Source organism: Stenotrophomonas sp. G106K1 (assembly GCF_037969685.1).
Lineage (GTDB): Bacteria > Pseudomonadota > Gammaproteobacteria > Xanthomonadales > Xanthomonadaceae > Stenotrophomonas > Stenotrophomonas lactitubi.
Genome location: NZ_JBBPFR010000008.1, coordinates 82,141 through 94,506 on the forward strand (window position 1 = coordinate 82,141; position 12,366 = coordinate 94,506).

The window sequence follows — 12,366 nt, forward strand, 5'->3', positions numbered from 1 at the left end:
CAACGACGTGGCCATCCTGCAGCCGGACAAGCCCGCGCAGGGCTTCCGCTACGACCCGGCCAGCGATCAGCTGCAGCCGCTGCGGCCGGAACTGGCACGGCGCGCACATGCCTACGCGATGTGGGCACGCTGGCCTACGAAAAAGAGCTGTACCGCTTGCCGGAGAAGGCCAAGCCCTGAGCCGGAAGGGCAGGGCGGTGCGGTGCCGGCCGCTGGCCGGCAGTGTCGACCAAGGTCGACACCCACCAGAGACATTCCCGCCAGGAGCATTCCCGATAGCGCGCCGGGTGGACAGCCCCCTTGTTGTTCAAGGGGGCGCGCCGAAGGCGCGGGGATAAGGAGAAATGCGCGGGCAGTTTGGTTACACGCTCAGCGCGTAACCGAACTGCTGCTTGAACTGCTCGTTGAACTCATCGAAGGTGAAGCGCTGGTTCTGGGTGCCCGGGTGCTCGACCTTCAGCGCGCCCATCAGGTTGCCCATGCGGCCGATGGTCAGCCAGTCGTAGCCCTTCTGGATGCCGTAGATCAGGCCGGCGCGGAAGGCGTCGCCACAGCCGGTCGGATCGACCACGCGGCGCTCGTGCGCCGGCGGGATGTCGTAGCTCTTTTCCGGGGTGTGGATCACCGCGCCCTTCGGGCCGCGGGTGGTGATGTAGGCCTTGACCCGGCTGACGATCTCTTTTTCGTTCCAGCCGGTGCGTTCCTGCAGCAGGTTCGACTCATAGTCGTTGACCACCACGTAATCGGCCTGCTCGATGAACTCGCGCAGTTCCGGGCCATTGAACAACGGCATCGCCTGGCCCGGGTCGAAGATGAACGGCACGCCGTCTTCGTGGAATTCCAGCGCGTTCTGGATCATGCCTTCGCGGCCGTCCGGGCCGACCAGGCCCAGGCTGACGCCCGGCACGTCGCGCACGTGGTTTTCGTAGGAACGCATCATCGCGCCCGGGTGGAAGGCGGTGATCTGGTTGTTGTCGTGGTCGGTGGTGATGAACGCCTGCGGGGTGAACAGCTCGTCGATCACGCGCACGCGGGTGAGGTCGATGCCCAGTGCATCGAAGTGCTCGCGGTACGGGCCGAAGTCCGAACCCACCGTGCCCATCGGGATCGGATCGCCACCCAGCAGGTGCAGGTTGTAGGCGATGTTGCCGGCGCAGCCGCCGAACTCGCGGCGCATGCGCGGCACCAGGAACGACACGTTCAGGATGTGCACCTTGTCCGGCAGGATGTGATTCTTGAACTGGTCCGGGAACACCATGATGGTGTCGAAGGCAAGAGAACCACAGATCAGAGCGGACATCGATGTAAGCCTATGCGGTGAATTTTGGGGTGGGCCCGCCCACTTCGGCAGGCAAGCAAACGGCGCCCTTGGGCGCCCGACGGCGCAAAGGTTACCCGCTGGTGCCGCTCAGGGCCAGAACCGGGTGATGCCCGATCAGGCCGAAAGCCTGTGAAGGCGCGGGTTCAGCTGGATTTCTCCTTGCTCGGCGGCAGGCAGGTTGCTAGGCTTATCGACCTCGATTTCTGCCCATTTTTTCGCCATCCCGCGTTGGGCGCGACACCCCTCAGGATCAACTCCCAGATGTTCAAGAAACTGCGCGGCATGTTCTCCAATGACCTGTCCATCGACCTGGGCACGGCCAACACCCTCATCTATGTGCGTGGGCAGGGAATCGTGCTGAACGAACCGTCCGTGGTCGCAGTGCGCCAGGATCGCGCCATTGGTGGTACCCGGTCGGTGGCAGCCGTTGGCGCCGAGGCCAAGCAGATGCTCGGCCGTACCCCGGGCCACATCACCACCATCCGCCCGATGAAGGATGGCGTCATCGCCGACTTCACCTACACCGAGGCGATGCTCAAGCACTTCATCAAGAAGGTGCACAAGTCGCGCTTCCTGCGCCCGAGCCCGCGCGTGCTGGTCTGCGTGCCGGCCGGCTCGACCCAGGTCGAGCGCCGCGCGATCAAGGAGTCGGCCGAGGAGGCGGGCGCCCGTGACGTGTTCCTGATCGAAGAGCCGATGGCGGCCGCGATCGGCGCCGGCATGCCGGTCACCGAGGCCCGTGGCTCGATGGTCATCGACATCGGCGGCGGCACCACCGAAGTGGCGGTGATCTCGCTCAACGGCATCGTCTATTCCGCTTCGGTGCGCATCGGCGGTGACCGCTTCGACGAATCGATCACCAACTACGTGCGCCGCAACCACGGCATGCTGATCGGTGAAGCCACCGCCGAGCGCATCAAGGTCGAACTGGGCTGCGCCTACCCGCAGGCGGAAGCGATCGAGATGGAAATCTCCGGCCGCAACCTCGCCGAGGGCGTGCCGAAGATGATCAAGATCAGCTCCAACGAAGTGCTTGAAGCGCTGCACGAGCCGCTGTCGGGCATTGTCAGTGCGGTCAAGCTGGCACTGGAACAGACCCCGCCGGAACTGTGCGCCGACGTCGCCGAGCGCGGCATCGTGCTGACCGGTGGCGGCGCCCTGCTGCGCGACATGGACCGCCTGATTTCCGAGGAAACCGGTCTGCACGTGCAGGTGGCTGACGACCCGCTGACCTGCGTGGCCCGCGGTGGCGGTCGTGCGCTGGAACTGGTCGACATGCACGGCAACGAGTTCTTTGCGCCGGAATAAGCCGTCCCGGCTGCCTGCGCCCGCAGCGCCCCTCCGGGGTGCGGCCCGCCACATCGGCGGGTCGGCACCGGCGGGGCGCCCGCGTGTTTCCCATCCGCCTTCTGCCAGTTGAATCGCTGCCGTGCCGCCCTACGCCGGACCTCCCGTCGCTTCCCGATCCGGTGATGCCGCCAGCCCGCTGCGGCTGCTGGCCTATCTCGCACTGGCAATCACCTTGATCGTCCTCGACGACCAGGCCGGCTGGCTGGCGCGTCTGCGCGAGCAGGCCAACAGCCTGGTGCAGCCGGTGTGGGCGCTGGCCGGTCTGCCTGGCAAGCTCGGTGGGCAGGTGCGCGACTCCGCCGCCAGCCACGGCCAGCTGGTGAGCGAGAACCGCGAGCTGCGCAACCAGCTGCTGCTGGCCAACGCCCGCCTGACCCGTCTGCAGACCGCCGCGCTGGACAACGCCCAGCTGCGCGAACTGCTGAACGTGGCCGAGCGCAGTGGCCTGGACGTGCAGCTGGCGCCGATCCTGGACATCGACCTGGACCCGGTCAAACAGCGCCTGGTGCTCGATGCCGGCAGCCGCGAAGGCGTGCACGTCGGCCAGGCGGTGATCGATTCCGGTGGCCTGATGGGCCAGGTGATCAGCGTGACCGCGGGCAGCTCCACCGTGCTGTTGCTGACCGATCCCGATCACGCGGTACCGGTGACCGTGGCCCGCAACGGCGTGCGCCTGATCGTCTACGGCCGCGGCGACAAGCTGGAACTGCGCGACATCCCGCTCAGCGCCGGCGTGGAAGTGGGCGATGAGATCGTCACGTCCGGGCTTGGCGGTCGCTTCCCGGCCGGATTCCCGGTGGGCACCATCACCGGCCTGCGCCCGGACGATACCCATGCCTTCCTGGTGGGCGAACTGAAACCGGCCGCGCAGCTTGATCGCGGCCGCGACGTGCTTCTGCTGCGCCCCGGCGCAGCAATTCGCTTGCCTGCGGCCAGCGAATTGCTTCAGCCAGGTTTGCCTTCGGCAAACCAGGCTGCCGCGGGGGCATCCCACCTTACCTCCGCGCCTTCGGCGCGCCCCCCTCAACAAGAGGGGGGCTCTCCCCCAGCCAGCTCCACGGTAGTGCCGGCCGCTGGCCGGCAACCTCAGCCAGCCACACCGGAGGCGCAACGATGAGCCGCCTTCGTGACAACCGCTGGGTGCTGCCGGCCAGCGTGGTGGTAGCCCTGCTGCTGGGCCTGCTGCCCTTGCCGGCGCTGCTGCAGCCGCTGCGTCCGTACTGGTTGGCCCTGGTGCTGGCGTACTGGGTGATCGAAGCGCCCGAGCGCGTCGGTCTTGGCATCGCCTTCGCCAGCGGCGTCGTCGCCGACCTGCTGTATGGCGGGGTGCTGGGCGAACAGGCGCTGCGTCTGGTGATGCTGGCCTTCATCCTGCAGCGCTTCCGCGCGCGCATCCGCTTCTTCCCGATGTCGCAGCAGATGCTGGCCATAGGCGGCCTGCTGTTCAACGACCGCATCGTCAGCGCGCTGGTGCACATCATGGTGGGCGAACCGACCCTGCCGTGGTCGTACTGGTGGGCACCGCTGCTCGGCATGGGCCTGTGGCCGCTGGTGTTCGTGCTGCTGGATGCGGTGCGCTTCGGCAAGCGTGGGCGCTGAGCCATGCTGCCGCGTCGCCAGGTCAAGAATCCGCACGCCGAAGCCGAACAGTTCCGGCGCCGCGCGGCGCTGGGCTTCTTCGGCGTGCTGGTCTGCCTGCTGGGCCTGGGCGGCTGGTACTTCAAGCTGCAGGTGCTGGACCACGACATCTACGCCACCCGCTCCGAAGCCAACCGCATCAAGCCGCGGCCGGTAGTGCCCGGGCGCGGCATGATCTATGACCGCAACGGTCGGCTGCTGGCCGAGAACGTGCCAGCCTTCCGCCTGGATGTGACCCCGGACAAGGTCAAGGACATGGATGCCACCCTGGAAGGGCTGGCGAAGATCATCCAGATCAGTCCGGAAGAGCTGGAAGCGTTCAACAAATCGCGCAAGGCGCGCCGCAAGTTCCTGCCGGTCACGCTGAAGCTGCGCCTGAGCGATGAGGAAATGGCGCGCTTCGCCGTGGACCGCTGGCGCTTTCCCGGCGTCGAACTGGAACCGTACCTGACCCGTCGCTATCCCTATGGCGACCTGTTCGCGCACATCATCGGCTACGTCGGCCGCGTGGACGACAAGGATCTGGAGATCCTGGGCGAAGGCAATGCCGCGCTGACCCACATCGGCAAGTCCGGCCTGGAGCGCTATTACGAGCAGGAACTGCGCGGCAAGGTCGGCTACGAACAGGTCGAAACCAACGTGCAGGGCCGCGCGATCCGCACCATCGGCCGTGTCGCCGCACAGTCCGGCGCCGACCTGCGGCTGTCGATCGATGCAGACCTGCAGCGGGCGATGGTGGCCGCCTTCGGCGAGTTCGAAGGTGCCGCAGTGGCCATGGACCCGCGCACCGGCGAAGTGCTGGCGATGGTCAGCCTGCCGTCGTACGACGCCAACCTGTTCGTCAACGGCATCTCGCACGCCGACTTCAAGGCGCTCAACGAGAATCCCTCGCGGCCGCAGTTCAACCGCCTGGTGCTGGGTGGCGTGGCCCCCGGTTCGACGATCAAGCCACTGATCGGCCTGGCCGGCCTGGACAGCGGGGTGCGCCGGCCCGAAGACAAGATTCTTTCCACCGGCATGTTCTACCTGCCCGGCACCTCGCGGGGCTGGGGCGATGCCAACCGTGGCGGCCATGGCTGGACCGATCTGCGCAAGTCGATCACCCAGTCGGTCAACACGTACTACTACAAGCTGGCCCTGGACATGGGCATCGAGCGCTTCGACCATTACATGGGCTACTACGGCTTCGGCCAGCCGACCGGCATCGACCTGACCGGCGAAATCGGCGGCATCCTGCCGTCGCCGGCATCGAAGTACAAGTCACGCAAGGAGCGCTGGTATCCCGGCGACACTGTCAACGCCAGCATCGGCCAGGGCGACTGGAAGGTCACCCCGTTGCAGCTGGTGCACGGCGTGGCCGGCATTGCCAACGGACAACTGCGCCAGCCGCACCTGGTGATGCAGCAGCGCGCCGGCTTCGATGCGGACTGGACGCCCATGCCGCAGGGCGAGAGCAAGCCGATCAGCCCGACCGCCAGCAACCTGCAGGCCGTGCGCGAGGGCATGATGGGCACCATGCAGCCCGGCGGCAGCGGTGCGCGTGCCGCAGCCGGCGCACCGTATGTAATGGCCGGCAAGACCGGTACTGCCCAGGTGATCAGCCGTCGCGGCACCGCCGCGGTGAACCCGAAGAGCCTGCCGATGCACCTGCGCCATCGCGCGCTGTTCGTCGGCTTCGCACCGGCCGACAACCCGGTTATCGCCGTGGCGATTGCCGTGGAGGGTGGCGGCTACGGTGGTTCGGCGGCTGCGCCGATCGCACGCAAGGTGTTCGATGCCTGGCTGCTGGGCAAGATGCCCGAAGGCATGCAGCCGCTGGACAGCGAACGCGGCACGACGGCCATTGGTGCCACCGCGTTCGACAACGAAGACGTGGGGGCGCGCCAGGCCGGCGATGCCGCTGCGGCGCAGCTGGGCGAGCATGCGGTAGTGGTCGGTGTACCGCCGCAGGCACCGGCACCTGCTCCGGCCGCGCATCCTTCTGCGGCATTGCCGGCCACGCCACGTCCCACGGTTGCTGCGGAGGCCGCCCGATGAGCGCGTTCCTGCGTTGGGCCGGCGAAATGCTGCAGCGGTTCTTCAGCAGCCTCGACTGGCTGCTGTGCCTGGCCCTCGGCGCGCTGATGGTGATCGGCCTGGCAACGTTGAAGAGTGCTGGCGGCGATGGCCTGGTGATGGCGCAGGGCGTGCGTTTTGCCGTGGGTCTGGCGGCGATGTGGGGCATCTCGCGGGTGCCGATCCTGCGCATCCGCTCGGCGACGCCGCTGATCTACGCCATCTCGATGATCCCGTTGCTGGCGGTGTTCGTGCTGGGCACGGGCAAGTACGGCCGGCAGTGGCTGGACCTGAAGTTCTTCTACCTGCAGCCGGCCGAGCTGCTGAAGGTCAGCCTGCCGATGATGGTGGCCTGGTACCTGCACAAGATGCCGCTGCCGCCGCGCTTCAACACGGTGCTGGTGGCGATGGTGATCATCGGCGTGCCGACCGGGCTGGTGATGCTGCAGCCGGACTTCGGTACCGGCGTGCTGATCGCCGCCAGTGGTGTGTTCGTGCTGCTGCTGGCCGGCCTGCCGTGGTGGTGGGTGGGGCTGGGCGTGGGCGGTGTGGCTGCGGTGGCGCCGGTGGCCTGGTTCTGGCTGCTACGGCCGTACCAGAAGGACCGCATCATGATGTTCCTGGACCCGGAAATGGACGCGCTGGGCGCGGGCTGGAACATCATCCAGTCGAAGATTGCCATTGGTTCAGGTGGTTTCGACGGCAAGGGCTGGGGCGAAGGCTCGCAGTCGCACCTGAATTTCATTCCCGAGCAGACCACCGACTTCGCGTTCTCGGTGCTGAGCGAGGAATTCGGCTGGATCGGCGTGGCGCTGGTGCTGACGCTGTATCTGGTGGTGATCGGGCGCTGCCTGTGGATCGCCAGCCAGTCGCGCGATTCGTACTCGCGCCTGCTGGCCGGTGCTACGGGTCTGGCGTTCTTCGTCTATGTGCTGGTGAACGGCGGGATGATCTCGGGCCTGCTGCCGGTGGTGGGCGTGCCGATGCCGTTGATCAGTTACGGCGGTACGTCGGCGGTGTCGTTGTTGGCCGGGTTCGGCTTGGTGATGGCGGTGCGTCGGCACAATCCGGTGCATGGGGGTTACGGGTAGTTTCCAGCCATCGGCGCAGCTCCTGTGGGTGGCCGATCAACGGCGGGCTTCATGCGTTGGCCCGTGCCGGTGGGGGGCGCAGGGGATGCCGTGAATACGTCCTTGTACGCTTAGCCGCGCCATCCATGGCGCGGATACCCCTGCGCCCCCCACCGGCACGGACCCCGACAGTTTCCTGCGGTGGCCACCCACGCAAAGAGAAATAAAGCAGAGCAGAAGCGGGTCGCTTCGCTCTTTGTAGTGCCGAGCCATGCTCGGCTCTTCAGGAATGCACGCATCACGCTGCCTGCAGCTGCACATCCACATATTCCGACAGGCCTCGGCAGGCCAGCAGCAGACCTTCGCGGGCGTCGTCGCTCAGTTGCTGCGTGTCGTCGCCGTCCACGCGCACGCGTTCGCTGGCGTGCAGCAGTTCCAACAGGAAGGTCAGCCCGGCATTGGCGCGGTCGATGCGCGCCATTGCCATGCACTGCGCCTGTGTTCGCCCCTTGTGTGGCCACGGCTGACCATCTGCCGCTTCCACCTGGCGGATGCGCTGCAGGCAGTCCAGCAGGGTAGGGCCGCCGGGGGCGTTGGCCGCCTGCGTTGCAGTGAGTGTGGTTTCCAGGGCGCGGGCGATGTCGTCGGGCAGCTGGTGGGCGGCCTCGCCCAGCGTGGCGAACAGGTATGGGTAGGTGGAAGCGGACATGGCGGCATCCTTGTGCGGTAGGCAAGGGCCACCCCGCGTGCATGCGAGGGTGGCGGACGATGCGTGGCTCCAATACCGGTGACCAAGTGTGAAAGCGCCGGCGGGCACGAGGCCCTCCACGCACCGCCCGCCAAAGACGCACGGACGGATTGCCAGCCGACGCCGCTCAACAAGGAGAAAGCGACGCCGGCTGGCAAGCGTAAACAACACTTGGGTCAACGGGATTGGAGTCCCGTGCCGCCCGTTGTCGGTGGCACTACATGATGTGCGCGGGGCCCTTGCGGCTCCAATCAGAATTGTTTGAAACCCGGAAAATCCGCAGGCCAAAGGCATCCGCCACGCGCGGTGTCGATAGCGACAAACAGCGCGGTAGTCCTGCGCTGCCTCATGACTCAGCCCATGGGATCGCGTCGGGTCAGATCGGAGCGGCCAATGAGTTCGCGTCGGGGTTTCACCGGCTCCGGATCGGACAGGCCCTGGAAGGATTCGCCCAGCGTCGGGTTATCCATGCCGTACAACTGCTTGCCGCGCAGACTCTGCATGCCCTGCTGCCAGGCCAGCAACATGCGCTTGCCGATCTCATGAAAACCTTCATGCTGTGTCATGGCCTCGCGCACTCCAGGGGCGACTTCGTCGATGGCCTGGCCGATCTTCTCGATGATGGCTCGCTGGTCACGGGCGGTAACGTTGAACACCGAAAGCAGCGTCCGCTCCAGGATCCTGCCGGGCTCCCAAGTCTTGCGCCCACCCAGGCTGATGGCTGGCGGATTGCGTGCGTAGTCGGGGTAGGCTGCGGTTGTCACCATGTCGTACACCGGTGTGACCTGCGCGTCGTCGCAGCCGGTGTACAACAGTGCGATGTTCTTCGCATGGCAATCGGCATTGCGCAGCGCGTGAGTCAGCAGGATCTGGGTGGCCAGCTGCTGCAGCGCCTGCTGTCTCCCTGGGCCTCGCACGTGGTCGCGTACTGCCTTGGCGATGCGCTCCCAGGTCGTTTCGTACTTCTCTGCCGGGCGCATGCCCAGCAGCGCACAGAAATCTTCCATGCCGTACTTGAGCTGGCCGGCTTCATCTACATCGAAGCGATGCACGACCAGCGCCTGCCCGTCACGGGAGACCTCGGTGCGCGCGGTGGGCAGCACCCTTGCCGCCACCTGCATGGTGAGGTGCTCGTTGAGCGCAATGAACGGCAGGTTGGCCGCCGAGCCCTTGATGATGTGCTGGCGGGTGAACAGGGTGACCTTCCTGCGCGGGTCCTGGCCGGTGACCTCGCGCTGGTCGAGAAACTTGGGCACCACTCCGGAAACACCGCTGGTGGCATGCTGGCGTACCAGTTCCTCGAATGCCTCGGCCGAGTTGTCACCCTGCAGCAGCTGCGCCACGTCCACCGCCCGGGTCGGTTCATCCAGCGGCGCGCCGCGCGGCACCACTTGCACTCGGCCGATCATGTTGCGACCGATCACCGACAGCAGGTTCATCGGGCCACCGCCGATCACCGGACCGAACTGCTCCTGCAGCACTTTCAGCAGATAGCCTTCGGGCAGGTTCATCTGGAAGAACGGCTGCAGCTGATCGTTCCAGTCCCACGGCTCGCGCCGTACCGGCATGGTCAGCGACACCAGGTCGTCAGGCACCACACCGGCGTTGTACAGCAGACGGCAGTTGAAACTGTCGAGGCTTTCCAGCGTCGCCACCTCACGCCCGGCCACATACACGGAGAGTGTCATCGGCGCAGCCCATGCTCACGGGCAAGCGATTCCAACGAGCCGGCATGGCCCTCCAGGCTGTATTGCATCTCCATGCCTAGCACGGCCAGCACCGCCAGCAGCTTGCGGGCACCAAAGTCGGTGGCCTTGCCCAATTCGAAGCGGGACAGGGTATCGGAGGCCACCCCTGCACGTTTGGCGACGTCGATCTGGGTCATGCCAAGCGCCCGGCGGCGCTGGGCGACCGCCAATCCAAGTTCGGCGAGGGTCTGCATTGGATTTATAAGTCTAAATACGATCGAGTGAAGCAGATATTAGATGTATTTGTCTAAATATCAAGTGAGCGCGCTCGTGTTTCAGGCGTGCGCCCCGTCTGCCTGCAGCCAGGCGGGCTCCATAGGCCCAGGTCAATTTTTAGACAAATACATCTAAATTCATGGTATTACGCTCAAATTTAGACGAATACATCTAAATTCATGGTATTACGCTCAAATTTAGACGAATACATCTAGCTGATACTGCCCTCTCTACTAGATGAGGCGACCCGCGACGGCAGCTGAGGCATGACCATCGCAGCTGACAGCTTGGCGAAAGCGCCGGTCGCTACCGTGCAGCGGTGAACGGAAAAAGAATGCTTGCCGCCTGCAATGAGGTGGTGCGTACGATCGATCTGCCGTTGCTGGTCGCGTTGTTGCTGTTGATGGGCACGGGCCTGGCGGTGCTGCACAGCGTGAACGGGCCGGTGCATGGGCAGGCGATGCGCTTCGCCGGTGGCCTGGTAGCGATGTGGCTGTTGTCGCGGATCTCGCTGCTTCGCCTGCGCGCGTGGACGCCGGTGATCTATGCGCTGTCGATGCTGCCGTTGATGGCGGTGTATGTGATTGGCACCGGTAAATACGGGCAGCGCTGGCTCAACCTGGGCGTGTTCTATCTGCAGCCTTCGGAGCTGCTCAAACTCAGTCTGCCGTTGATGATGGCCTGGTATCTGCACCGTCAGCCGCTGCCGCCATCGCCGCGCACGGTGCTGACGGCAGCGGTGCTGATCGGAGTGCCAGCGGTGCTGATCCTGATGCAGCCCAACCTGGGTACGGCCACGCTGGTGACGGCCAGTGGCGTGTTTGCGTTGCTGCTGGCTGGACTGCAGTGGCGCTGGGTGGTGGCCGGCCTGAGTGCGGTGTCGGTGGCTGCGCCGCTGGCGTGGTTCGGGCTGCTGCGGCAGTACCAGAAGAACCGTGTGCTGACCTTCCTGGATCCTGCCGCCGATCCGTTGGGCACCGGTTGGAACATCCTGCAATCGCGCATCGCCATCGGCTCCGGTGGCCTGCAGGGCAGGGGCTGGGGCCACGGCACGCAGGCGACGTTGGATTTCCTGCCGGAATACACCACCGATTTCGCGTTCTCGGTGTTGGCCGAGGAATTCGGCTGGATCGGCGTGGTGACGGTGTTCGCACTGTATCTGTTCGTGGTCTGGCGCTGCCTGTCGATCGCGGTGCAGGCACGCGACACGCACGCGCGGTTGCTGGCCGGCAGTCTGGGCCTGGCGTTCTTCGTCTACGTGCTGGTCAACGGCGGGATGATTTCCGGCTTGCTGCCGGTGGTGGGTATTCCGATGCCGCTGATCAGCTACGGCGGCACTTCGGCGGTGTCGTTGCTGGCGGGCATCGGTCTGGTGATGGCGGTGCGCGGGCATCGGCCGGTACACGCGTAGGTTTCCAGCCAACGGCGCAGCCCCTCGTGGGTGGGGTTGGGTTGGTCGCGTAGAGCGCTGGCTTCCTGAGGGCTGGCCGGGTGGGTGGGTAGTGCGGGGACGCCGTGAATCCTTCCATGGAGGCTTGGCCGCGGCATCCATGCTGCGGACACCCCGCACTACCCACCCACCCGGCCGCTGACAGGTTCCGTGTGCATCCACCCACGCAAGAAGAAAAAGAAGATCAAAAGCAAAAGCCGCATGGATGCGGCGACCGAGCTTGCAGGGACGTACTTGCAGCGGCCCCTGCGCAGCCCATCTACCCGAGCCTCCTCATGAATCGCTTTGCGGCCACCCACGAGGGGCTGCGCCGTTCGCCGACCTTCGCCGCCGATGCACGCATGAATCTGCGCAAGCGCATTTCTGTAATCGTTCCCACAACGCCGCATAGCAGCATCGCCGCTGACGAAGTTCCATTAAAAGTGAGCTCCAATTCACATTTTGACGCCGCGTTGATCCTGATCAATGGACTTGTCGCAATCGGCCTGCACAATGGCGGCCCGTTCGGCATGGCGCGCCGTCTTTGATGCAGCGCGAGGGGCGTCGGATGGGAAAGCAGTACTGATCCAACAGGTACAAGGAGCGCGGAGCACTGCCACTGGGGAGCGGCAGCCGCGCAGGTACCGACCGGGTCCGGCGGCCGGTTGCGTCTGCGGGGATGGGGACGCAACCGGCAACCTCTGCCTGAATGGGGCAGGTCAATCACAACGCCTTCACATTTCGTGCTGAACGCGATCAAATCGTTGTGATTCATGGTCTTAGGGGTTTTA

The 12,366-nt window shown here is 65.6% G+C and carries 11 protein-coding genes; 7 read left to right on the forward strand and 4 right to left on the reverse strand.

Annotation, left to right across the window (positions count from 1 at the left end):
- Positions 1-361: 361 nt before the first annotated feature.
- Positions 362-1,300 (reverse strand): carbohydrate kinase family protein, encoded by a 939-nt coding sequence (locus tag WKB25_RS09760; protein ID WP_340570234.1) that lies wholly within the window; start codon positions 1,298-1,300, stop codon positions 362-364.
- Between the two features lie 282 nt (positions 1,301-1,582).
- Between WKB25_RS09760 and WKB25_RS09765 the strand changes: the two genes are divergently transcribed.
- The 5 genes from WKB25_RS09765 (at position 1,583) to rodA (WKB25_RS09785) (ending at position 7,455) form a co-directional block, all read left to right on the forward strand.
- The gene (locus WKB25_RS09765; RefSeq protein WP_025877255.1) at positions 1,583-2,629 is read left to right on the forward strand and encodes a rod shape-determining protein; all 1,047 of its coding nucleotides are present in this window, start codon (positions 1,583-1,585) and stop codon (positions 2,627-2,629) included.
- A 121-nt stretch (positions 2,630-2,750) separates the two neighbouring features.
- Complete coding sequence (gene mreC, locus WKB25_RS09770) at positions 2,751-3,788, forward strand: rod shape-determining protein MreC (RefSeq protein WP_340570236.1); 1,038 nt, start codon at positions 2,751-2,753, stop codon at positions 3,786-3,788.
- On the forward strand, positions 3,785-4,270 hold the full coding sequence (gene mreD, locus WKB25_RS09775; protein WP_099820622.1) for a rod shape-determining protein MreD: 486 nt from the start codon (positions 3,785-3,787) through the stop codon (positions 4,268-4,270). The genes mreC and mreD overlap by 4 nt, the downstream gene beginning before the upstream one ends.
- Positions 4,271-4,273: 3 nt before the next feature.
- Positions 4,274-6,346 (forward strand): penicillin-binding protein 2, encoded by a 2,073-nt coding sequence (gene mrdA / locus WKB25_RS09780; protein ID WP_340570238.1) that lies wholly within the window; start codon positions 4,274-4,276, stop codon positions 6,344-6,346.
- Positions 6,343-7,455: a rod shape-determining protein RodA gene (rodA, locus tag WKB25_RS09785; RefSeq protein ID WP_340570240.1), complete on the forward strand. Its 1,113-nt coding sequence runs from the start codon at positions 6,343-6,345 to the stop codon at positions 7,453-7,455. The genes mrdA and rodA (WKB25_RS09785) overlap by 4 nt, the downstream gene beginning before the upstream one ends.
- Before the next feature lie 277 nt (positions 7,456-7,732).
- Here rodA (WKB25_RS09785) and WKB25_RS09790 read toward each other — a convergent pair whose 3' ends face one another.
- The 3 genes from WKB25_RS09790 to WKB25_RS09800 all read right to left on the reverse strand — a co-directional run bounded on the left by WKB25_RS09790 (position 7,733) and on the right by WKB25_RS09800 (position 10,124).
- The gene (locus tag WKB25_RS09790) at positions 7,733-8,143 is read right to left on the reverse strand and encodes a hypothetical protein (RefSeq protein ID WP_340570241.1); all 411 of its coding nucleotides are present in this window, start codon (positions 8,141-8,143) and stop codon (positions 7,733-7,735) included.
- Positions 8,144-8,535: 392 nt separating this feature from the next.
- A complete protein-coding gene (locus tag WKB25_RS09795) occupies positions 8,536-9,870 on the reverse strand; it encodes a type II toxin-antitoxin system HipA family toxin (protein ID WP_340570242.1) in 1,335 nt (444 codons plus the stop codon).
- Positions 9,867-10,124, reverse strand: a complete 258-nt coding sequence (locus WKB25_RS09800; protein WP_340570244.1) for a helix-turn-helix transcriptional regulator — start codon at positions 10,122-10,124, stop codon at positions 9,867-9,869. The genes WKB25_RS09795 and WKB25_RS09800 overlap by 4 nt, the downstream gene beginning before the upstream one ends.
- Positions 10,125-10,480: 356 nt before the next feature.
- Here WKB25_RS09800 and rodA (WKB25_RS09805) point away from each other — a divergent pair, with 356 nt between their 5' ends.
- Both rodA (WKB25_RS09805) and WKB25_RS09810 read left to right on the forward strand, forming a co-directional pair.
- Positions 10,481-11,557, forward strand: a complete 1,077-nt coding sequence (rodA, locus tag WKB25_RS09805) for a rod shape-determining protein RodA (protein ID WP_340570246.1) — start codon at positions 10,481-10,483, stop codon at positions 11,555-11,557.
- A gap of 314 nt (positions 11,558-11,871) precedes the next feature.
- Complete coding sequence (locus tag WKB25_RS09810) at positions 11,872-12,123, forward strand: hypothetical protein (protein WP_340570248.1); 252 nt, start codon at positions 11,872-11,874, stop codon at positions 12,121-12,123.
- Positions 12,124-12,366 lie beyond the last annotated feature (243 nt).